The following is a 22357-nucleotide window of genomic DNA, read 5'->3' on the forward strand; positions in this document are numbered from 1 at the left end:
CCGCGTCTGCGGCATGATCCGCCGGACAGCCCCTAGGAGGGGCGGGCCATGGCTTTGACGAAGGCGCGTTCGACGTCGGCGGCGGACAGGACGCCGTAGATCTCGCCGGTCTCCTCGACGACGAGGTATTCGGTGGCAGGGGTGGCGCGCAGGACGTCGAGGAGGTCCTCCCCCGCGAGTTCGGCGGAGACGCGCATGCCGTCGGTGAGGTCCTGGGCGAGGCCGCTGACGGCGACCCAGGGGCGGCGGTGTTCGGGGACGCCGACGATGGCGGCCTCGCGGACGAGGGAGAGGGGTTCGCCGTGGGCGTCGACGACGACGAGGGCGCGGGCGCCGGCGGCGTTGGCGCGGCGGAGGGCCTCGGAGAGGGGGGTGTCGGTCTCGACGGGGACGGCGCGGCGGGTGAGGGTGCGGGCCCGGAGTTCGGGGAGGTGTTCGCGCAGGCGGGCCATGCGCAGGCTGTTGCCGGCGCCGGTCCAGATGATCGCGGCGAGGATGGCGGCGAGCAGGGCGTCGGTGACGGTGTCCATGCCGACGCTGTCCTCGGCGCGGGAGCCGAGGGCGCCGGACTGGGTGAGCAGCGGGAGGCCGATGAGGACGGAGACGGCGAGGGCGCGGCCGACCCAGGCGGCGGCGATGGTGCCGCTCATGGGCTTGCCGGTGATCTTCCAGACGACGGCGCGGAGCATGCGGCCGCCGTCGAGGGGGAGGCCGGGCAGGAGGTTGAAGATCGCCACGATGAGGTTGGAGATCATCAGGCCGGCCAGGAGGACGCCGGGGACGGTGCCGGGTTCGACGGGCTGAAGGGCGGCGTAGAAGACGCCGGCGAGGACGAGGGACAGCAGGGGGCCGACGAAGGCGAGCCAGAATTCGCGGCCGGGGGTCTCGGCTTCCTTCTCGATCTCGGAGACGCCGCCGAAGAACTGGAGCTGGATGCGGCGGACGGGGAGCTTGAAGCGGAGGGCGGCCAGGGTGTGGGCGAGTTCGTGGATGAGGACGGAGGCGTAGAAGGCGACCGCGAAGAAGAGGGAGACCAGGTAGCGGGCGGCGCCCAGTTCGGGCAGGACGCGGTCGAGCTGGCCGCCGAAGACCCAGGTGATGAGGGCGGCGACGAGGAACCAGCTGGGTGCCACGTAGACGGGCACGCCGAAGGGCCGTCCCATGAGCAGTCCGCCGCGGGGCTGCTCCGGGGGGCGCTGGGGCGGGGGGCCCTTGATGCCGGTGGGGGCGGGTCCTGGGGCGGTGCCGCCGTCCTGGGCGTGCGCGTGCGCCCGGCTCCGGTCGGTGTGGGGGGCGGGTTCGGGTGCGGGCTGGGGCTTCTCGGGCTGCGGCTTCTCGGGCTGCGGCTCGGCGGGCTGCTCGGTGGGGGGATCTGCGGGTGGGGTGTCGTCGGTCGGGGTGCCGGTGCCGGGCGCCTGCTCCGTGCCGGCGGACGCGTCGCGCTCGTCGGAGGACTCGCGTCCGCTCTGTCGGCCCTCGGTCGGCGTCGGCGCGGGTTCCGTGGCGGGCGGGGCGGGGGGCGGGCCCTCGGGTTGCGCCGGGGCGGTGGGCTGGGGGGCTGGTGTGACGGGGTGCTCGGCCGACTCTTCGCTGTCCGGCCGCGGCCGCCCGCTCCCGCCGCTTTCCACCACGATGTCCCCTCGTTCGAAGCGTCTCCCGCTCGTCCCGGGCGGAAGGTCTGTGACCGATGGTATGCGGCCGTGGTGACGCGTTCCGCCCCGGCACCCCCCGTGTTTCCCCGCTCGTCGCCGGGTGAGCGGGCCGGGGCTGGGTCACTGTCAGTGGTGGGCCGTATGGTCTGAGGCATGGACAGCAGCAGCGAGGGCGCCGGCGGCGCGGGCGCCGAGGGCGGGGACGCGGAGGAGTCCGCCCGGACGGAAGCGGGGGCCGGGACCGGCCCGGAGGGGGAGGCGGGGATGGCCACTGCGGAGCGGGACGGGTCCGGGCGGGGCGGGTCCGGCGCGCCTGAGGGGGATGCGCAGTCCGGTGCGTCCGAGGGAGGTGCCGGGGCCCGGGCGAGCGCGGCGGGTGTCGGGACTGGAGCCGTTGACGGGGTCGGGTCCTCGGACGCGGGGGCGTCGCCTCTCGTGCCCGCGCCCGCCGAGCCGGTCGCCGTGGCGCCCGCCTCCCTGTCGCCCTCGCGGGCCGGGGACTTCATGCAGTGTCCGTTGCTGTACCGCTTCCGGGTGATCGACCGGCTGCCGGAGAAGCCGAGTGCGGCGGCCACCAAGGGGACGCTGGTGCACGCGGTGCTGGAGCGGCTGTTCGACGCGCCGGCGGCGGAGCGCACGGCGCCTCGGGCGAAGGCGTTGATCCCGGGGCAGTGGGACCGGTTGCGCCGGACGCGGCCGGAGGTGGTGGAGCTGTTCGCCGACGATCCGGACGGGGTGCGGATGGCGGGCTGGCTGGCGGAGGCGGAGGCGCTGGTGGAGCGCTGGTTCACGCTGGAGGATCCGACGCGTCTGGAGCCCGCGGAGCGGGAGCTGTTCGTGGAGGCGGAGCTGGAGTCGGGGCTCAGACTGCGCGGGATCATCGACCGGGTCGACGTGGCGCCCACCGGTGAGGTGCGGATCGTGGACTACAAGACGGGCAAGGCGCCGCGCGCGGAGTACGCGGACGGGGCGTTGTTCCAGATGAAGTTCTACGCGCTGGTGGTGTGGCGGCTGAAGAACGTGCTGCCGCGGCGGTTGCAGCTGGTGTACCTGGGCAGTGGGGACGTGCTGACGTACGACCCGGACCTCGCCGATCTGGAGCGGGTGGAGCGCCGGCTGCTGGCGCTGTGGGAGGCGATCCGGCTGGCGACGGAGACGGGTGAGTGGCGGCCGCGGCCGACGAAGCTGTGCGGGTGGTGCGATCACCAGGCGCACTGTCCGGAGTTCGGCGGTACTCCCCCGCCGTATCCGCTGCCGGTGAGGGCGGCGGCTTCCGGGGACGTCGAGCAGGGCAGAATGGGGCCGGACTAGCGAAGGAGACTCACGTGGCCATCCGCGTCCTACTCGTCGACGACCAGCCGCTGCTGCGTACCGGCTTCCGGATGATCCTGGAGGCGGAGCAGGACCTCGCGGTCGTCGGTGAGGCCGGAGACGGTCTTCAGGCCCTGGACCAGGTGCGGGCGCTGCAGCCCGATGTGGTGCTCATGGACATCCGGATGCCGCGGATGGACGGGGTGGAGGCGACCCGGCAGATCACCGGGCCGGGGCGGGACGGCCCGGCGAAGGTGCTGGTGCTGACGACGTTCGACCTCGACGAGTACGTGGTGGAGGCGTTGCGGGCGGGGGCCAGTGGGTTCCTGCTGAAGGACGCGCCGGCCCATGAACTGGTGCAGGCGATCCGGGTGGTGGCGGCGGGCGAGGCGATGCTGGCGCCGAGCATCACGCGTCGGCTGCTGGACAAGTACGCCACGCATCTGCCGTCGGGCGACGAGCCGGTGCCGGACGCGCTGCACACCCTGACGGACCGTGAGGTGGAGGTGCTGAAGCTGGTGGCGCGGGGGTTGTCGAACGCGGAGATCGCGGCGGACCTGTTCGTCAGCGAGACGACGGTGAAGACGCACGTGGGGCATGTGCTGACGAAGCTGGGGCTGCGCGACCGGGTGCAGGCCGCGGTGTACGCGTACGAGAGTGGTCTGGTGCGGCCGGGGGCGCAGCAGTAGGCCGTAGGGGTACGACACGAAGGGCGCCCCTGCCGAGCGGGGGCGCCCTTCGTCGTGGCCTGCCGGGGGTCAGCCCTTGCTGAGTTCCCAGAAGCGGAACACCGTGGAGGCGTCGAGGCAGTTCTCGAGGCCGTAGACGTGCTCGCCGACGACGGCGTACTGCTTGGCCTGCCAGATCGGGAGGACGGGGAGTTCCTCGGCGACGATGTCCTGGAGGGTGGAGTAGTCGTCGTCGGTGGCGGTGCGGTCGCTCTGGGCGGCGGTGCGCGGGATGAGCGTGCCGGTGATGGTCTCGTTGGTGTAGTTGTTGGCGAGGACGTTGCCGTCACCGAAGAAGGGCGCGGTGAAGTTGTCGGCGTCGGGGAAGTCGGGGACCCAGCCCTTGACGTAGACGCCGTACTTGCCGTCCGCGATGTCCTTCTCGTACTGGTCGAAGGGGACGGACTTGACGTCGGCGTCGAACAGGCCGCTGGCGTTGAGCTGGGCGGCGACGGTCCTGAGTTCCTGGTCGGTGGCGGGGCCGTAGCGCGACGGGGTGGACCAGAGGGTGAGTTTCACCTTGCCGGTGATGCCCTCCTCCTGGAGTGCGGCGGCGGCCTTGGCCTGGGAGGGGTGGGCGCCGTAGCGGTCGAAGAAGGCGGTGTTGTGGCCCGCTATCCCGGCCGGGATGATCGAGTACAGCGGGTCGGCGGTGCCTTCGTAGACGTCGCGGATGAGGGCTTCGCGGTCGATGAGGTAGGCGATGGCCCGTCGGACGCCGAGTTTCCCGGTGACGGGGTCGGCGGTGTTGAAGACGAGGTGCTGGACCTCGGCGCTGCTGCCTTCGACGACCTCGGCGCCCTTGCTGCCGGTGCCGGCGTCGATGTCGGCGATGTCGGCGGCGGTGAGGCCTCGGTAGGCGATGTCGATGTCGCCGTCGAGGAGGGCCTTCTTGAGGGCCTTCTGGTCGCCGCCGAAGAACTTGAGGGTGACGCCCTTGTTCTGGGGGTCGCCGGCGGTGCCGCGGTAGTGCTCGTTGACCGAGAAGACGGCCTGGTCCTTGTCGAAGGAGTCGAGGGTGTAGGGGCCGGAGCCGACGGCGCCGCCGTCCTTGCGGAGGCCGTCGGCGTCGTAGGTGCGGTGGTCCACGATGGAGCCGGCGCCGGAGGCGAGCTTGCTGGGGAAGGTGGCGTCGGGGACCTTCAGGGTGAAGACGACGGTTTTGGCGTCGGGGGTCGCGACCTTGGCGAGCATGGGGAACATGACGGCCGGGCCGTTGTCGTCGTTGATCTTCAGCATGCGGTCGAAGGAGAACTTGACGTCCTTGGAGGTGAGGTCGTCACCGTTGGAGAACTTCAGGCCGTCCTTGAGGGTGCAGCGGTAGACCTTGGTCTGCTGGTCGGTGAAGGAGCATTCCTTTGCCGCGTCGGGCTCGGGTTCGGTGCCGCCCTTGGGGAAGCTCAGCAACGACTGGAAGACGTTGTTGAACAGCATCCAGGATCCGGGGTCGTAGCCGGAGGCCGGGTCCGTGGCGAGGACGTCGTCGGACATCCCGAGCACCACGGTGGAGCCGTCGCCGTCCGAGCCCCCGGTCTGGGCGCCGCAGCCGGTCAACATGCCGGAGGCCAGTCCCGCCACGATGGGCAGGACCGGCCACTGGTTACGGATATTCACGCAATACCTTTGTCGTCGGGTCCCGTCACACCGGGGCGCCGTCCCGGGCCCCAGCCGCGAAGAAGGTATCACCCGACCGGAAGGGGTCCTTCAGTTGCGTACCCCACGGCCGAGTTCCCACAGCTGGAGCGTGGCGGAGGAGTTGAGCGCGTACGCGGTGCCGGTGATGTCGGTGTTGGCGGCGACGTACTGCTTGCCCTGCCACAGCGGGAGGATCGGGACGTCGTCGGCGACGATGTCCTGGATCTCGGTGAGGCTCTTGCCGGCGCTGACGCGGTCGGCCTCACGACGGGACTGCGGGATCAGCTTGTTGATGATGGTGCTGTTGGTGTACGGCGACTTGAGGGTGTTGTCCTTGTCGAGGAACGGCGCGAGGAAGTTGTCGGCGTCGGGGAAGTCGGGGAACCAGCCCATGCCGTAGACGGCGTACTCGCCCTTGCGCTCGGCGGGGATGAAGTTGTCCCAGGCGGTGCCCTTGATGGTGACGTCGAACAGGCCGCTGGCGTCGAGCTGCTTCTTCAGCAGCTCGAACTCCTGCTTGGTGGCGGGACCGTAGTGGTCGGTCGTGTAGTTCAGCGTGAGCTTCACCGGGGTGGTGATGTTCGCCGCGGCGAGCAGGGCCTTGGCCTTGCTGACGCTGGGGTCGCTGTACTTGTTGAAGAAGGCGTTGGAGTGGCCGGTGACGGAGGCCGGGACGAGCGAGTAGAGGGCTTCGGCCTGGGAGCCGTAGACCCGGGAGACCAGCTCGTTGCGGTTGATGACCTGGGCCATCGCCTGGCGCACGGCCTTGGTCTTCACGGTGGGAGCGTCGGTGTTGAAGGCCAGGTAGCGGATCTCGAGGCCGGCCAGCTCGACGAGGTCGATGTCGCTGTCGGCGGCGGCGTCGGAGAGCTTCTTGATCTGCTCCGGGGACATGGTGCGCGTCATCAGGTCGATGTCGCCCTTTTCGAGGGCGGTGCCCATGGCGTCGGCGTCGTCGAAGGACACCATGTCGACCTCGTCGTTGTTCACCTTCAACGTCCCCTTGTAATGGGGGTTCTTGGTGAACACGGCCTTGGTGACGGTGTCGCCGTCGGTTTCCGCCTTGAGGGTGTACGGGCCGGAGCCGTCGACCTCGAAGCCGTCGCGGAGCTTGTCCTTGGCGTAGTCGTCGGGGTTGACGATGCCCGCGACGGGGGTCGACAGCTTGGACGGGAAGGTGGCGTCGGCGGTCTTGAGGTGGAAGATGACTTCGTTGTCACCCTGCGTCTCGACGGTGTCGATGGTGGACAGCAGGGCGAAGACGCCGGAGTCGGCCTTGATGGCGCGGGCGCGGTCGATGGAGAACTTGACGTCCGCGGCGGTGATGGGGTCGCCGTTGGAGAACTTCAGGCCGTCTCGCAGCTTGCAGGCGTAGCGCTCGTTGCCGCTGTCGGTGAATCCGCAGGACTGCGCCGCCTCGGGGACGGGGTCGCCGTCGCCCTTGGGCACGATCATCAGGGTCTGCACGGTCTGGCGAAGGATGTTCCAGGTGCCGACGTCGTAGGCGTAGGCGGGGTCGAGCGGCGCCGGAGCGGCCTTCGTGGCGGTGAACCGGTCGGTGGTGCCGACGACGATGGCATCGCCGCCGCTGCTCCCGCTGTCGGCCCCGCCGCAGGCGGCGAGTACGGGCGCGAGCAGACCGACCACGGCCGGCAGCACCAAAGTCTTGCGGTTCATGCTCGAGTTTCTCCAGAGCTGTCGGTCCGTGTACCCGGCATGCAAGGTTGTCGCGGCGGATCACGGGGATAGGGGTGATGTTCCGCGAAGAGATTAGTCCGGACCGGCACGAGGGTTCGCCGCGACCGGAGTTGAAAGGCCATCACGGAGCGAAACCGTATGCGAACGCATTGAACAATCACGAGCGGAACGATCCGTGCAGCCGTCAATGAATCAGGACACAAGGGTGTGTCCAAAAGCCCGGAACGCGGCGTCTACACACGGGCTGAACCTTCTGTCGACCCCGCCCCGCGTGGGGAAGGTCACACCGTCAATGGCCTGCGTCCGTCCGCAATGCAACCGTTACCGAGAGATCGGAATGGCGCCGCGCGTACAGCCGCCGAATTACCTTCCTATCGGCGGTGCACGCTCGGTGAACGCGTACGGCGAATTCCGTCATCGAGAGGATCACCAATGATCGCGGGGGTGATCATCGGAGCGGAGTCACAGGGGCATCAGACCGCGCAGGAACGGAACGTCGACCTGGTCCAGCGAGGGCACCACGGTGCGCCGCAGGGCGGCGGTGATCGGGGCCACGGAGGGCACCGCGACCACATGGCAGCCCGCCGCCTCGGCCGAGGCGACCCCGGTCGCGGTGTCCTCGACGACGGCGCAGCGGGCCGGGTCGACGCCGAGGCCGGCGGCCGCGAAGAGGTAGGGGTCGGGGTAGGGCTTGGTGCGGGCGACCTCGTCGCCGGCGACGGTCAGGGTGAAGTGCTGGGGGCCGAGCGAGGTCAGGACACGGTCGATGATGCGGCGGTGGGAGGCGGAGACGAGGGCCATGGGGATCTCGTGCTCGGCCAGCTCGGCGAGCAGCCGGGCGGCTCCCGGCATCAGGGGCAGGGCGCGGGTGATGCGGTCCTCGAAGCCCTCGTTGAGCAGGACGGAGAGCTCGGGCAGGGAGATGTCGGCGCCGGTCGCCTCGATCAGGAACCCGGCGCTGCGGCTCATCGGGCCGCCGACCACGACATGGCGCCAGGAGTCGTCGAGGGTGTGTCCGAGACCGGCGAAGATCTCGACCTCGACGTCCCACCAGAAGCCCTCGGTGTCCACCAGGGTGCCGTCCATGTCGAGGAGCACCGCCTGGAGGGCCGAGCCCTCGGCCGTACGGGTCAGGGGCGCGGGTACCGTGCTGGTCATCCACGTACCTCCTTTGAGGGACGAGCAGGCCGGTTCCCGCTGGGGGAACCGGCCTGCAGTGGACCGACCAGTGTACGACTTATCCGATCAGTGTGCTCAGTGACATGTCACCGTGCGTTGAAGTACTTGGCCTCGGGGTGGTGGATGACGATGGCGTCCGTGGACTGCTCGGGGTGGAGCTGGAACTCCTCGGACAGGTGGACGCCGATCCGCTCGGGCCGGAGCAGGGCGGCGATCTTGGCGCGGTCCTCCAGGTCGGGGCAGGCGCCGTAGCCGAGGGAGAAGCGGGCGCCGCGGTACTTCAGGGAGAACATGTCCTCGATGTCGGCGGGGTCCTCGCCGGCGAAGCCGAGTTCGGAGCGCACGCGGGCGTGCCAGTACTCGGCGAGGGCCTCGGCGAGCTGGACGGACAGGCCGTGCAGTTCGAGGTAGTCGCGGTAGGAGTCGGACGCGAAGAGCTTGGCGGTCTCCTCGCCGATGCGGGAGCCGACGGTGACGACCTGGAGGCCGACGACGTCGGTCTCGCCCGATTCCTGGGGGCGGAAGAAGTCCGCGAGGCACAGCCGACGGCCGCGGCGCTGGCGGGGGAAGGTGAAGCGGGTGGTCTCGTTGCCGTGCTCGTCCAGGATGATCAGGTCGTCGTCCTTGGACACGCAGGGGAAGTAGCCGTGGACGACGGCGGCCTCGAGGAGGTTCTCGGTCTGGAGGCGGTCCAGCAGGCCGCGCAGGCGCGGGCGGCCCTCGGTCTCGACGAGTTCCTCGTAGGTGGGTCCGTCTCCGGTGCGGGCCTGCTTGAGGCCCCACTGCCCCTTGAAGAGGGCGCCCTCGTCCAGCCAGGTGGCGTACTCCTTGAGCTGGATGCCCTTGATGACGCGGGTCCCCCAGAACGGGGGTGTCGGGATGGGGTTGTCGGTGGCGACGTCGGAGCGGACGTGGCCCTCCTCGGGGCGTTCCTCGACGGCCACGGCGGCGGCGCGGACGCGGCGCTGCTTGAGCTCGGGCAGCTTGGCGCCGGGGACGCCGCGCTTGACGCCGATGAGGGCGTCCATGAGGTGCAGGCCCTCGAAGGCGTCGCGGGCGTAGCGGACCTCGCCCTGGTAGATCTCGTGGAGGTCCTGTTCGACGTAGGCGCGGGTGAGGGCGGCGCCGCCGAGGATGACCGGGTAGTCGGCGGCCAGGCCGCGCTGGTTCAGCTCCTCCAGGTTCTCCTTCATGATCACCGTGGACTTGACCAGGAGGCCGGACATGCCGATGACGTCGGCGTCGTGCTCCTGGGCGGCGTCGAGGATCGCGGAGACGGGCTGCTTGATGCCGAGGTTGACGACGTTGTAGCCGTTGTTGGACAGGATGATGTCGACGAGGTTCTTGCCGATGTCGTGGACGTCGCCGCGCACGGTGGCGAGCACGATGGTGCCCTTGCCGTCGGCGTCGGACTTCTCCATGTGCGGTTCGAGGTGGGCGACGGCCGCCTTCATGACCTCGGCGGACTGCAGGACGAACGGCAGCTGCATCTGGCCGGAGCCGAACAGCTCGCCGACGACCTTCATGCCGTCCAGCAGGGTCTCGTTGACGATGTCGAGGGCCGGGCGGGTCAGCAGCGCCTCGTCGAGGTCGGCCTCCAGGCCGTTCTTCTCGCCGTCGATGATGCGGCGCTTGAGGCGCTCCTCCAGCGGCAGGGCGGCCAGTTCCTCGGCCTTGCCGGCCTTGAGGGACTTGGCGGTGGCGCCCTCGAAGAGCTGCATGAGCTTCTGGAGGGGGTCGTAGCCCTCGGCGCGGCGGTCGTGGATGAGGTCGAGGGCGGTGGTGACCTCCTCCTCGCTGAAGCGGGCGATCGGCAGGATCTTGGAGGCGTGGACGATGGCGGAGTCGAGGCCCGCCTTGACGCACTCGTCGAGGAAGACGGAGTTCAGCAGGATGCGGGCGGCCGGGTTGAGGCCGAAGGAGATGTTGGACAGGCCCAGGGTGGTCTGGACGTCGGGGTGGCGGCGCTTGAGTTCGCGGATCGCCTCGATGGTGGCGATGCCGTCCCCCCGGGACTCCTCCTGACCGGTGCAGATGGTGAAGGTCAGGGTGTCGATGAGGATGTCCGACTCCTGGATGCCCCAGTTCCCGGTGAGGTCGTCGATGAGCCGTTCGGCGATCTCGACCTTCTTCTCGGGGGTGCGGGCCTGGCCCTCCTCGTCGATGGTGAGGGCGATCAGCGCGGCGCCGTGTTCCTGGGCCAGGCGGGTGACCTTGGCGAAGCGCGACTCGGGTCCGTCGCCGTCCTCGTAGTTGACGGAGTTGATGACCGCGCGGCCGCCGAGCTTCTCCAGACCGGCCTGGATGACGGGCACCTCGGTGGAGTCCAGGACGATCGGCAGGGTGGAGGCGGTGGCGAAGCGGCCGGCGAGTTCCGCCATGTCGGCGACGCCGTCGCGGCCGACGTAGTCGACGCACAGGTCGAGCATGTGCGCGCCCTCGCGGATCTGTTCGCGGGCCATCTCGACGCAGTCGTCCCAGCGGGCCTGAAGCATCGCCTCGCGGAACTTCTTGGAGCCGTTGGCGTTGGTGCGCTCGCCGATCGCCAGGTACGAGGTGTCCTGGCGGAAGGGGACCGTCTGGTAGAGGGAGGCGGCGCCGGGCTCGGGGCGGGGGGCGCGCTCGACGGGTGTGGCGCCCCTGAGGCGGTCCACGAGCTGCCTGAGGTGCTCGGGGGTGGTGCCGCAGCAGCCGCCGATGAGGTTGAGGCCGTAGTCGCGGACGAAGTTCTCCTGGGCGTCGGCCAGGCCCTTGGCGTCGAGCGGGAAGTGGGCGCCGTCCTTGGTGAGGATCGGCAGACCGGCGTTCGGCATGCACAGCAGGGGGGTGCGGGAGTGCCGGGCGAGGTAGCGCAGGTGCTCGCTCATCTCGGCGGGGCCGGTGGAACAGTTCAGGCCGATCATGTCGATGCCCAGGGGTTCCAGGGCGGTGAGCGCGGCGCCGATCTCGGAGCCCAGCAGCATGGTGCCGGTGGTCTCGAAGGCCATGGAGACCAGGAGCGGGACGTCGGCTCCGGTGGCGGCCATGGCGCGCTTGGCGCCCAGGACGGAGGCCTTCGTCTGGAGGAGGTCCTGGGTGGTCTCGACGATCAGGGCGTCGGCGCCGCCGGCGAGGAGGCCCTCGGCGTTGGCCTGGAAGCCGTCGCGCAGGACGCCGTAGCCGATGTGGCCGAGGGTGGGCAGCTTGGTGCCGGGGCCGATCGAGCCGAGGACCCAGCGCTGCCGGCCGTCGCGGGCGCCGAAGGCGTCGGCGCTCTCGCGGGCGATGCGGGCGCCGGCCTCGGACAGTTCGAACACGCGGTCGGCGATGTCGTATTCGGCCATGGCGGAGTGGTTTGCGCCGAACGTGTTGGTCTCGACGCAGTCGACGCCCGCGTCGAAGTAGGCCTCGTGGACCGAACGGACGATGTCGGGCCGGGTGAGGTTGAGGATCTCGTTGCAGCCCTCGAGGTTCTCGAAGTCCTCGAGGGTGGGCTCCTGGGCCTGGAGCATGGTGCCCATGGCCCCGTCGGCCACCACCACGCGGGTGGCCAGGGCCTGGCGGAGCGCGGACACACGGGTCCGGCTGTCGGCGGAAGGGGTCGGCGGCACAGAGGCCATGGAAGGGCTCCCTCGGGTGCGACGGCTGTCGGCTTTGCGTGACCCCGGGACGCGGTGCCGCTTCCCGGGGAGTGCGCACGCCGTCAGGGTAGCCGGGTCCGGGCCTTATGGTCAGGGCGTCCACGGGGTGGACGGGCAGGACGGACGTACCGGTGCTCGCGCGCGGGGCCGGTCACCGCCACACTGCCGCCACGTCACCTCAGGGCGTCGGGTGGCGCAGCGGGTGTTGACCGACCATTAGCGGGAGGTCGACATGGACCGGTAGTGTTCGACATTGCCGAACGACGGTACTTGCGTGCCGCGCGTGGACGGCTAAGGGGACGGAGGCAGGAGGGCGGATGGCACGGAACATCCAGTCGGTCGAACGGGCGGCGGCGATGCTGCGGCTGCTCGCGGGCGGGGAGCGGCGGCTGGGCCTGTCCGACATCGCCTCCGCGCTCGGCCTGGCCAAGGGCACCGCCCACGGCATCCTGCGCACGCTCCAGCAGGAGGGGTTCGTCGAACAGGACGACACCTCCGGGCGCTACCAGCTGGGCGCGGAGCTGCTGCGGCTGGGCACCACCTACCTGGACGTGCACGAGCTGCGCGCGCGGGCCCTGGTGTGGACGGACGACCTGGCGCGGTCCAGCGGTGAGAGCGTCCACCTGGGCGTGCTGCACCAGCAGGGCGTGCTGATCGTGCACCACGTCTTCCGGCCGGACGACAGCCGGCAGGTGCTGGAGATCGGGGCCATGCAGCCGTTGCACTCCACGGCCCTGGGCAAGGTGCTGTCGGCGTACGACCCGGTGGCGCACAGCGAGGCCCTGGAGGCCGACCGCAAGCCCTTCACGGACCGCACGGTGTGCGACGCGGACGACTTCGAGCACATCCTCGACGTCACGCGCGCGCGGGGCTACGCGGCCGACGTGGAGGAGACCTGGGAGGGCGTGGCCTCCCTCGCGGCGCCCATCCACGACCGGCGCCGCATGCCGGTCGGGGCGGTCGGCATCACGGGTGCCGTGGAGCGGCTGCGCCGGGACGGCGAGCTGCGGCCGGAGCTGATCGCGGCGGTGCGGGACTGCGCCCGCGCGGTGTCGCGGGACCTGGGCGCCGGGCGCTTCTGAGCAGGGACTTCGGGCCGGGACGCCAGGGGGCGTCCCGGCCTTCGTCATGCCCGTGCGCAGGCCGCGGTGCGCCACCCGGAGACCAGGGATCAGTAACGATCGCGTTTTCGAGAACCGAACCCTTGACGCACGCGCGACGCCGGGGAAAGACTCCCGTCCATCGGTCGGCATTGTCGAACACCTACCGGCAATACGCGCTAGAGTGTGACAACGCCAAGGACCGGCATCGCTCTCACTCCCGAGGGCGCCAGCCCCCCGGAGGGACCCGGGGAGAACGGCATCCCTGGACGAAGGACAAAGGAGTCGCGGGTGTCCAGCTCCGACATCTTCATCGGCGAGACCATCGGTACCGCCATACTCATCCTGCTCGGCGGAGGCGTCTGCGCCGCCGTCACGCTGAAGGCCTCCAAGGCCCGCAACGCCGGCTGGCTCGCCATCACCTTCGGGTGGGGCTTCGCCGTGCTCACGGCCGTCTACACCTCGGCGCCGCTGTCCGGCGCCCACCTGAACCCGGCCGTGACGCTCGCGCTCGCGATCAAGGACGGCGACTGGAGCGACGTTCCGGTCTACTGGGCGGGCCAGCTGCTGGGCGCCGCGATCGGCGCCACCCTGGTGTGGGTCGCCTACTACGGCCAGTTCCAGGCGCACCTCACCGACAAGGAGATCGTCGGCGGCCCGGGCGCCCAGGCCACGACGGCCAAGTCGGTCGAGGCCCAGGAGAAGGGCGCGGGTCCGGTCCTCGGCATCTTCTCCACCGGCCCGGAGATCCGGGTCCCCTGGCAGAACCTCGCCACGGAGATCGTCGGCACCGTGGTGCTGGTCCTCGCCGTCCTCACCCAGGGCCTCAACGACAAGGGCAACGGCCTCGGCACCCTCGGTGCCCTCGTCACCGCGCTGGTGGTCGTCTCGATCGGACTGTCCCTCGGCGGCCCGACCGGCTACGCGATCAACCCGGCCCGTGACCTCGGTCCGCGCATCGTCCACGCCCTCCTGCCCCTGCCCAACAAGGGCGGCTCCGACTGGGGCTACGCCTGGATCCCGGTGGTCGGTCCGCTGATCGGCGGCGCCATCGCTGCAGGCATCTACAACGTCGCCTTTGCTTAAGAGCACGAAGAGCTTGAAGCGTGTGAAGCACTCGAAGCACTTGAAGGGCTTGACGAGCACGAAGAGCTTCACCTCGGCCTTCACCGCACTTGAACAGCACCGCGCCGTACAGACAGCCCCTTACCCACGGAACCCCGGGAGCACTCAGTGACCGACGCCCACACCGCCGGCCCCTTCATCGCCGCGATCGACCAGGGCACCACCTCCAGCCGCTGCATCGTCTTCGACAAGGACGGCCGTATCGTCTCGGTCGACCAGAAGGAGCACGAGCAGATCTTCCCCAAGCCGGGCTGGGTCGAGCACAACGCCAACGAGATCTGGACCAACGTCCAGGAGGTCGTCGCCGGCGCCATCCAGAAGGCCGGCATCACCCGCGACGACATCAAGGCCATCGGCATCACCAACCAGCGCGAGACCACCGTGCTGTGGGACAGGAACACCGGTGAGCCCGTCCACAACGCCATCGTCTGGCAGGACACCCGCACCGACGCCCTGTGCAAGGAGCTCGGCCGCAACGTCGGCCAGGACCGCTTCCGCCGTGAGACCGGCCTGCCGCTGGCCTCGTACTTCGCCGGCCCCAAGGCCCGCTGGCTGCTCGACAACGTCGAGGGTCTGCGCGAGCGCGCCGAGGCGGGCGACATCCTCTTCGGCACCATGGACACCTGGGTCATCTGGAACCTGACCGGCGGTGTCGACGGCGGCAAGCACTACACCGACGTCACCAACGCCTCCCGCACCATGCTGATGAACCTCCACACCCTGGAGTGGGACGACAAGATCGCCGAGTCCATCGGCGTCCCGCTGGCGATGCTCCCCGAGATCCGCTCCTCCGCCGAGGTCTACGGCGAGGTCACCGGCGGCAAGCTCGGCGACCTGCTCGGCGGCATCCCGGTCGCCTCCGCGCTCGGCGACCAGCAGGCGGCCCTGTTCGGCCAGACCTGTTTCTCCGAGGGCGAGGCCAAGTCGACGTACGGCACCGGCACGTTCATGCTCATGAACACCGGTGAGAAGATCATCAACTCGTACTCGGGTCTGCTGACCACCGTCGGCTACCGCATCGGCGACCAGGCGCCGGTCTACGCCCTCGAGGGCTCGATCGCCGTCACCGGTTCGCTGGTGCAGTGGATGCGCGACCAGATGGGCCTGATCTCCACCGCCGCCGAGATCGAGACGCTCGCGCTCTCCGTCGAGGACAACGGCGGCGCCTACTTCGTGCCGGCCTTCTCCGGTCTGTTCGCCCCGCACTGGCGCTCCGACGCCCGCGGTGTGATCGCCGGCCTCACCCGGTACGTCACCAAGGCGCACCTCGCGCGCGCCGTCCTGGAGGCCACCGCCTGGCAGACCCGTGAGATCACGGACGCCATGACCAAGGACTCGGGCGTCGAGCTCGCGGCCCTCAAGGTCGACGGCGGCATGACCTCCAACAACCTGCTGATGCAGACGCTCTCGGACTTCCTGGACGCCCCCGTGGTGCGCCCGATGGTCGCCGAGACCACCTGCCTCGGCGCCGCCTACGCCGCCGGTCTCGCCGTCGGCTTCTGGACCAGCACCGACGACCTGCGCGCCAACTGGCGGCGGGCCGCCGAGTGGACCCCCCGCATGGACGCGGAGACCCGCGACCGTGAGTACAAGACCTGGCTCAAGGCCGTCGAGCGGACCATGGGCTGGCTCGAAGACGAAAGCTGACGAGAGCTGACGCCCCCCGCGCACAGCTCTGATGAGGAGTAAGAACCCGACATGACCAGTCAGTCCACCCTGAGTTCCGTGCCTGCCCTGGGGACCCACCCGGCCTCCGGCTCGAACCCGAGCCGCGCCGAGACCCGGGAGCAGCTCTCCAAGGCGTCGTACGACCTTCTCGTGATCGGCGGCGGCATCCTGGGCATCTCCACCGCCTGGCACGCCGCGCAGTCCGGCCTCAGGGTGGCCCTGGTCGACGCCGGCGACTTCGCCGGCGCCACCTCCTCCGCCTCCTCCAAGCTGCTCCACGGCGGTCTGCGCTATCTGCAGACCGGCGCGGTGAAGCTGGTGGCGGAGAACCACTTCGAGCGCCGTGCGGTCTCCCGCCAGGTGGCCCCCCACCTGGCGAACCCGCTCACGTTCTACCTCCCCGTGTACAAGGGCGGGCCGCACGGCGCGGCGAAGCTCGGGGCGGGCGTGTTCGCCTACTCCGCCCTGTCGGCGTTCGGCGACGGGGTCGGGCATCTGCTCTCCCCCGCCAAGGCCGCGCAGGACGTGCCCGAGCTGCGCACCGAGAACCTCAAGGCCGTGGCCGTGTACGGCGACGACCAGATGAACGACGCGCGCATGGCGCTGATGACGGTCCGCGCGGCCGTCGAGGCGGGCGCGGTCGTCCTCAACCACGCCGAGGTCACCGGCCTGCGCTTCACCCGCGGCCGGGTCACCGGCGCGGACCTGAAGGACCGCGTGTCCGGTGACGAGTTCGGGGTGAACGCCCGGCTGGTGCTCAACGCGACCGGCCCCTGGGTCGACCACCTGCGGAAGATGGAGGACCCGAACGCGGCCCCCTCCATCCGGCTCTCCAAGGGCGCGCACCTGGTGCTGAAGCGGACCTCCCCGTGGAAGGCCGCGCTCGCGACCCCCATCGACAAGTACCGGATCACCTTCGCCCTCCCCTGGGAGGACATGCTGCTGCTGGGCACCACCGACGAGGAGTTCGAGGGCGACCCGGCGGACGTCGCGGTCAACGACAAGGACATCGCGCAGATCCTCGACGAGGCCGCGTTCTCCGTCCGCGACCAGCAGCTCTCCCGGGACAACATCACGTACGCCTTCGCGGGTCTGCGGGTGCTGCCGGGCGGGCCCGGCGACACCGCCAAGGCCAAGCGCGAGACGGTGGTGACCGAGGGCCGGGGCGGGATGCTGTCCGTCGCGGGCGGCAAGTGGACCACCTTCCGCCACATCGGCCGTACGGTGATGCAGAAGCTGGAGGCGCTGCCCGGCCACCCGCTCGGCGACGACTTCGAGCCGATCTCCTCGCTGCCGAAGAAGCTGCCGCTGCCCGGTGTCGCCAACCCGCGCGCGGTCGCGCACCGGCTGCTGGTGGACAACCCGGCGCCCGGCCCGCGCATGGCGGCCGACACCGCCAAGCACCTGGCCACCCACTACGGCTCGCTGGCCTTCGACATCGCCCGGCTGGCGAACGACAACCCCGAGCTGGGACGGCGCGTCCACCCCGACGCCCCCGAGATCTGGGCGCAGGTCGTCTACGCCCGGGACCACGAGTGGGCACAGACGGCGGACGACGTGCTGCGCCGCCGCACCACGCTGACGATCCGCGGCCTGGCCACGGACGAGGTGCGCGGCAAGGTGCAGGGCCTGCTCGACAAGAGGTAGACCGTCCGCGCCGGCCCACCCCCCTGACCGGGGCCGGTACGGGTGTGACAGGGGCGGCTCCCTCGCGGGAGCCGCCCCTTTCGTACGCCGCGCGGCCTGCGCGCCGGGTGAGGTCAGGCGGTCTCCACCAGCGCCCTCACCTCGTCGGGGTTCCTCAGTTCCGCGCGCCGCACGATCAGTTCACGGCCCAGGAGCAGGGCGCGCCGGGACGCCGGGACCGGGTCGGGGAGGGTCGTGAGGTCGGTGAGGTGGGCGAAGCCGATGACGCGACGGACGATCTCCGTGCCGGCGAAGCCGATCGCGTCCGTCCACACGCGGCGCAGGAAGCGGTCGAGGTAGGCGTCGTCGAAGAAGGTGTCGACGCGGGCCGGCCACCGCCGGCGGAACTCCGTCTCGAACGCCTCCCAGGACAGCCGGAGCTGTTCGGCGTGGTCGGACAGCGTGCCGAGGGCCCGCGCGCGTTCCTCGGAGACGAGGGCGCCCGCCCAGTACAGGCCGAGGTCGTAGCCGATCGGTCCGACGAAGGAGAACTCGGGGTCGAACACCCGCACCACGGGGGCGCCCTCCCGCTCGCCCACCATGATGCTGCCGGTGTGCAGGTCGCCGTGGAGGAGGGCCTGGGCGCCGGTCATGAAGGTGTGGCGGAGGTCGGCGACCTCGGTGCGCAGCCGGGTGTCGGCGCGGACGGCGGTGGCCAGGTCGTCGAGGTCCGGGTGCCAGTGGTTGTGCTCATGTTCGACGTACGGCTCGGAGAGGACGACATCCTCGGTGATCTTGCAGAGCTCGGGGTTCACGGAGACGGCGAGCAGGGCTTTGCGGTCGGCGGAGGACATGCCGAAGTCGCTGGTGGCGAAGGTGAGCTGGGCGACGAACTCGCCGATGCGGGCGGAGGTGTGCGGGCCGTAGGGGGCGCCCTCGTTGAGGGCGGTGCGCAGGACCTCCAGGTCGGAGAGGTCCTCCATGACGAGGGCGAAGTGCTCGGGGTCGTAGCCCTGGATCGCGGGGATCTTGTCGGGGGCGACCCTGGCGACCTGCTCGTAGGCGCGGGCCTCGGCGTCGGCGCGCTCGGGGCTGAGCGGCCAGGAGGGGCCGGCGACCCGGACGTAGGGCAGGGCCTGCTTCAGGGCGAGGCTGCGGGTGCCGTCGGCGTTGGAGGCGAGGAAGACGCGGTTGATGTTGCCGTCGGACACCTCCCGGACGGTGATCTCCTCGCGGTCCGGCCAGTGTCCCCGCTCGCGCAGGTAGGCCGGGATGTCGTCGGTCTCCAGGACGCGGTAGCCCATGGTCGGTGAACTCCCTTATGCGGTGCGGCGCTTGGACAGGGTGAAGCTGAAGACGAGGGCGAGGATGAGGACCGCGCCCTCGACGACGTCCTGGGTGTAGTAGGGCAGGCCCTTGATGGTGAGGCCGGTGGTGATGATGCCGATCAGGACGGCGCCGAGCGCGGTGCCCCAGACGTTGGGGCGGCCCCGGCCGAGCACGGAGGTGCCGACCAGCGCCACGGCCACCGCTTCGAGCAGCTGGGAGGTGCCCGCGGAGACGTCGCCCTGGCCGATGCGGGAGGCGAGGATGAGTCCGCCGACGGAGGCGAGGACGCCGGAGACGACGTAGGCCAGGGCGCGGTAGGCGCCGACGCGGATGCCGGCCAGCCGGGAGGCCTCGGGGTTGGCGCCGATGGCGTACAGGATCCGGCCCCAGCGGGTGCGAGCGAGGAAGACCCAGGCGGCCACGGTGAGCGCGCCGAAGATCAGCACGGAGACCGGGACGCCGAGGACCGTGCCGCGGTCGATCTTCAGGAAGCCGTCGGTGAAGGTGCCGGGGGCGGTGGAGCCGTCGTCCAGGGTCATGCCGGGGGTGATCGACTGGCCGTCGACGAGGATCAGTTTGCTGCCCTGGATGACGAACATGGTGCCGAGGGTGGCGAGCATGTCGGGGATCTTCAGGACGACGATGAGCAGTGCGTTGAGCAGTCCGGCGAGGGCGCCGGCGACCAGGACGGCGAGGATGGCGACCGTGCCGACCTGGTTGAGGACGACCATGGTCTGGGCGGCGACGGAGACTCCGAGACCGGCGACGGCGCCGACGGACATGTCCATTCCGCCGACGGCCATGGTGAGGGTGACGCCGAGGCCGAGGATCGCGGCGACGGAGACGTACCGCAGGGTGTCGAGGAGGGTCGCCGACTCGCGGAAGGAGCCCTCGGTCAGCGCGAAGTACAGGAAGAGCGCGACCGTGACGAAGATGAACCCGTATCGGATGACGGCGTTCTGGACGCGCGGGGCGGTGCCGGGGGCGGGCGGGGTCGCCGTCTGCGCCGGGGTCTCGGTGCTCTGGGTGGTGGTCATGGGGTGCTTTCCCGGACTTCGTGGGGCGGGCCGGCGTCAGACGGACGCCGAGATGGTCTGGATGACGCGGTCGCGCTCGGCGTCCTCGCCGTGGGCGTCGAGGTGGATCTCACCGGCCGCGAGGACGACGACCCGGTCGGCGATCTCGAGGACCTCGTCGACGTCGGCGGACAGGACGAGGACGGCGGCGCCCTCGGCGGCGAGGGTCCGGGCCCGGCGGCCGATGTCGCGGCGGGCGCCGATGTCCACTCCCCGGAACGGTTCGTCCAGGATGAGGACGCGCGGGGTCTCGGCGAGCCAGCGGCCGACGACGACCTTCTGCTGGTTGCCGCCGGACAGTTCCTCGACGGTGCTGTGCTCGTCGCGGGTGACGACCCCGAGGGCCTCGACGGTGGCCCGGCCGAGGGCGTCCTCCCGGGACCGCTGGACCAGGCCCGCGCGGGAGAGCGACTTCAGGAACGGCAGGGAGACGTTCTGCGCGATCGACCAGCCGGGCACGAGGGCGTCGGTGTGCCGGTCCTCGGGGACGAGGTGGACGCCGGCCCGGATGGCGTCGGCGGGGCGGCGGGGGGCGTAGGCCGTGCCGGCCAGTTCGACCGTGCCGGTGGTGAAGGGCTCGGCGCCGAAGAGGCCGCGGGCCAGTTCGGTCTTGCCGGCGCCCAGCAGGCCGACGACTCCGGTCACTTCCCCGGTGCGCAGATCGAGGTCCAGGGGCGCGCGGCCGTCGAAGAGGCGCACCCCGCGCAGGGAGAGGACGCTCTCGCCGCGCTCGCCCTCGCGGACCGGGCGGGCGGTGGTCGCCTCCTGGGCCTGGGCGAGCATCGCGCGCAGGGCGGCGTCCCAGTCGAACGGCCGGACCTGGTCCTCGGTGAGGAGTCCGTCGCGCAGGACGACCAGCCGGTCGGCGAGGGCGTCGATCTCACCGAGGCGGTGGGAGACGTAGAGCACGGCGATGCCGTCCTCGCGCATCCTGCGGATGAGCCCGAAGAGGCGGTCGGCCTCGGCGGCGGAGAGCGCGGAGGTCGGCTCGTCGAGGATGAGCAGCCGGGGCCGGGTGGCCAGGGCGCGGGCGAGGATCAGCAACTGCCGTTCGGAGATGCCGAGTTCGGTGACGTCCTGCTTCAGCACGGCGTCGCTCCAGTCCAGGCCGAGGCCGGCCTGGATCTCGCGGGCGCGGGCCAGGGTGGCGCGGCCGCCGAGGAACGGGTTGCCGCGCCGCTGGGCGAGTTCCTCGAAGACCAGGTTCTCGGCGACGCTGAGGCCGGGCACGATGCCCTCGCCGATGCGCTGGTGGACGGTCTGGATGCCCAGCCGGCGGGCGGCGAGCGGGGAGTGCAGGGCCGCGGGTTCCCCGGCGACCCGTACCTCGCCCCCGTGGTCCGTGTGCACGCCCGACAGGATCTTGATCAGGGTCGACTTGCCTGCGCCGTTCGCGCCGAGCAGCGCGACCACGCTGCCCGGCGCGATGTCCAGCGAGACGGAGGCGAGGACGGGCTTTCCGCCGAACGCCATGCTGACGTCGGCGAGAGCGACCGCCGGCGTCTCAGTGGGCGACATTCGCGATCCAGTCCGCGGTCGAGACCTGGGACAGGTTCAGCGCGGGCAGCGCCTTGCGGAGTTCGTCCATGTTGGCGATCTTCTTCTCGCGCAGGAAGTCCTGGGTGATGGCGACGGCCGGGAACTCGACGGAGGTCTTGTTCAGCTGGCCGGCCAGCTCCAGCGCGGTGGTGCGCACGACGGCGGCGCCGACGGCGGAGGGGTCGGTTCCGGCGGTCGCGACCCAGGGGCTGTCGGCGGCGGTCATCTGCTGGATGTCGGCGTTGGAGACGTCCGCGCCGAAGACCTTCACCTTCTTCTGGAGCTTCTTGTTCTGCACGGCGAGGACGGTGCCCTTGGCGAGCTCGTCGTAGGGGGCGAAGACGCCGGCCACGTCGGAGTGCTGGGTGAGCGCGGCGGAGACCAGGGGAACGTTGTCGGTGGCGGTGGAGTCGGTCACCTTGCCGACCTTGAACTGCTGCTTCCAGCCCTCGGAGGCCACGGTGGACTTCCAGACGGTGTCGCGCTTGTCGAGGGCGGCGTAGCCGGCGACGTTGACGTAGCCGACCGCGGCGTCCTTGCCGACCTCCTTCGCCATCACGTCGAGGACGGCCTTGGCCATGCTGGCGTCGTCCTGCTCGGTGGAGACGACGCCCTGGGTGTCGGTCTCGACGTCGTAGACGACGACCTTGATGCCCTTCTTCACGGCCTTGTCGATCTCGGGCTGGATGGTCGCCGGGAAGCCGTGGTCGATGATGATCGCCTGGGCCCCGGAGTTGATGGCCGAGGACAGGTCGGTGGCCTGCTTGGCGTTGTCGGCCTGGGCGTCGTACACGGTGAGGTCGATACCGAGGGCCTTGGCCTGGGCCTTGGCGCCGTTGCCCCACTGCTCGAAGTAGTCGCCGGCGCCGCTCTGGCGGACCAGGGCCACCTTGACCGCGCCCTTGCTGAAGGGGGCGGGCTTCTGGCCGGTGGCGGCGGAGGCGGAGGCCGCGGTGTCGCCGGAGCTCTTGGAGGCGTTGGAGGACTGGGAGCAGCCGGACAGGACGAGGGCGGAGACGGAGGCCAGCGAGAGCGCGGCGAGGGGCAGACGGGTGCGGGACATGAGGATGC

15 protein-coding genes are annotated in these 22357 nt (G+C 70.7%); 6 read left to right on the plus strand and 9 right to left on the minus strand.

Translation table 11 applies throughout. The annotated features are described in order from the left end of the window. Window positions 1-32: 32 nt before the first annotated feature. Complete coding sequence (locus AQJ58_RS16000) at window positions 33-1631, minus strand: site-2 protease family protein (protein ID WP_067250516.1); 1599 nt, start codon at window positions 1629-1631, stop codon at window positions 33-35. A 174-nt stretch (window positions 1632-1805) separates the two neighbouring features. Between AQJ58_RS16000 and AQJ58_RS16005 the strand changes: the two genes are divergently transcribed. Further along, window positions 1806-2963 (plus strand): RecB family exonuclease, encoded by a 1158-nt coding sequence (locus tag AQJ58_RS16005; protein WP_067250519.1) that lies wholly within the window; start codon window positions 1806-1808, stop codon window positions 2961-2963. 14 nt (window positions 2964-2977) lie between these two features. Then, window positions 2978-3652, plus strand: coding sequence for a response regulator (locus AQJ58_RS16010; protein WP_067250522.1), 675 nt, complete (start codon window positions 2978-2980; stop codon window positions 3650-3652). 69 nt (window positions 3653-3721) lie between these two features. Here the strand turns inward: AQJ58_RS16010 and AQJ58_RS16015 are convergent, their stop codons facing one another. From AQJ58_RS16015 to metH, 4 genes are all read right to left on the minus strand, one after another. Then, window positions 3722-5305 (minus strand): ABC transporter substrate-binding protein, encoded by a 1584-nt coding sequence (locus AQJ58_RS16015; RefSeq protein WP_067250525.1) that lies wholly within the window; start codon window positions 5303-5305, stop codon window positions 3722-3724. 90 nt (window positions 5306-5395) lie between these two features. Then, the gene (locus AQJ58_RS16020; RefSeq protein ID WP_067250527.1) at window positions 5396-7003 is read right to left on the minus strand and encodes an ABC transporter substrate-binding protein; all 1608 of its coding nucleotides are present in this window, start codon (window positions 7001-7003) and stop codon (window positions 5396-5398) included. A 483-nt stretch (window positions 7004-7486) separates the two neighbouring features. Then, window positions 7487-8182: an HAD family hydrolase gene (locus AQJ58_RS16025; RefSeq protein ID WP_067250530.1), complete on the minus strand. Its 696-nt coding sequence runs from the start codon at window positions 8180-8182 to the stop codon at window positions 7487-7489. Window positions 8183-8289: 107 nt separating this feature from the next. Next, window positions 8290-11802, minus strand: a complete 3513-nt coding sequence (gene metH, locus AQJ58_RS16030; protein ID WP_067250533.1) for a methionine synthase — start codon at window positions 11800-11802, stop codon at window positions 8290-8292. Window positions 11803-12140: 338 nt separating this feature from the next. Between metH and AQJ58_RS16035 the strand changes: the two genes are divergently transcribed. From AQJ58_RS16035 to AQJ58_RS16050, 4 genes are all read left to right on the plus strand, one after another. Next, window positions 12141-12905, plus strand: a complete 765-nt coding sequence (locus AQJ58_RS16035) for an IclR family transcriptional regulator (RefSeq protein ID WP_067250536.1) — start codon at window positions 12141-12143, stop codon at window positions 12903-12905. Window positions 12906-13214: 309 nt separating this feature from the next. Beyond that, complete coding sequence (locus AQJ58_RS16040; protein WP_067250539.1) at window positions 13215-14009, plus strand: MIP/aquaporin family protein; 795 nt, start codon at window positions 13215-13217, stop codon at window positions 14007-14009. 147 nt (window positions 14010-14156) lie between these two features. After that, entirely contained in the window at window positions 14157-15695 is a 1539-nt protein-coding gene (gene glpK / locus AQJ58_RS16045) for a glycerol kinase GlpK (protein ID WP_067250541.1), read from the plus strand. A gap of 51 nt (window positions 15696-15746) precedes the next feature. Continuing rightward, a complete protein-coding gene (locus tag AQJ58_RS16050) occupies window positions 15747-17363 on the plus strand; it encodes a glycerol-3-phosphate dehydrogenase/oxidase (protein WP_067250544.1) in 1617 nt (538 codons plus the stop codon). A gap of 113 nt (window positions 17364-17476) precedes the next feature. Here the strand turns inward: AQJ58_RS16050 and mtnK are convergent, their stop codons facing one another. From mtnK to AQJ58_RS16070, 4 genes are read right to left on the minus strand one after another with little or no spacing between them, the layout of a single operon-like run. Further along, window positions 17477-18646 (minus strand): S-methyl-5-thioribose kinase, encoded by a 1170-nt coding sequence (gene mtnK, locus AQJ58_RS16055; RefSeq protein ID WP_067250547.1) that lies wholly within the window; start codon window positions 18644-18646, stop codon window positions 17477-17479. A 15-nt stretch (window positions 18647-18661) separates the two neighbouring features. Next, on the minus strand, window positions 18662-19708 hold the full coding sequence (locus AQJ58_RS16060) for an ABC transporter permease (RefSeq protein WP_067250550.1): 1047 nt from the start codon (window positions 19706-19708) through the stop codon (window positions 18662-18664). 36 nt (window positions 19709-19744) lie between these two features. Further along, window positions 19745-21265, minus strand: coding sequence for a sugar ABC transporter ATP-binding protein (locus AQJ58_RS16065; protein WP_067250553.1), 1521 nt, complete (start codon window positions 21263-21265; stop codon window positions 19745-19747). Then, window positions 21252-22349 (minus strand): substrate-binding domain-containing protein, encoded by a 1098-nt coding sequence (locus AQJ58_RS16070; RefSeq protein ID WP_067250555.1) that lies wholly within the window; start codon window positions 22347-22349, stop codon window positions 21252-21254. Before AQJ58_RS16070 ends, AQJ58_RS16065 begins: the two co-directional genes overlap by 14 nt. Window positions 22350-22357: the final 8 nt, after the last annotated feature.

Source organism: Streptomyces sp. DSM 15324, assembly GCF_001514285.1.
GTDB lineage: Bacteria > Actinomycetota > Actinomycetes > Streptomycetales > Streptomycetaceae > Streptomyces.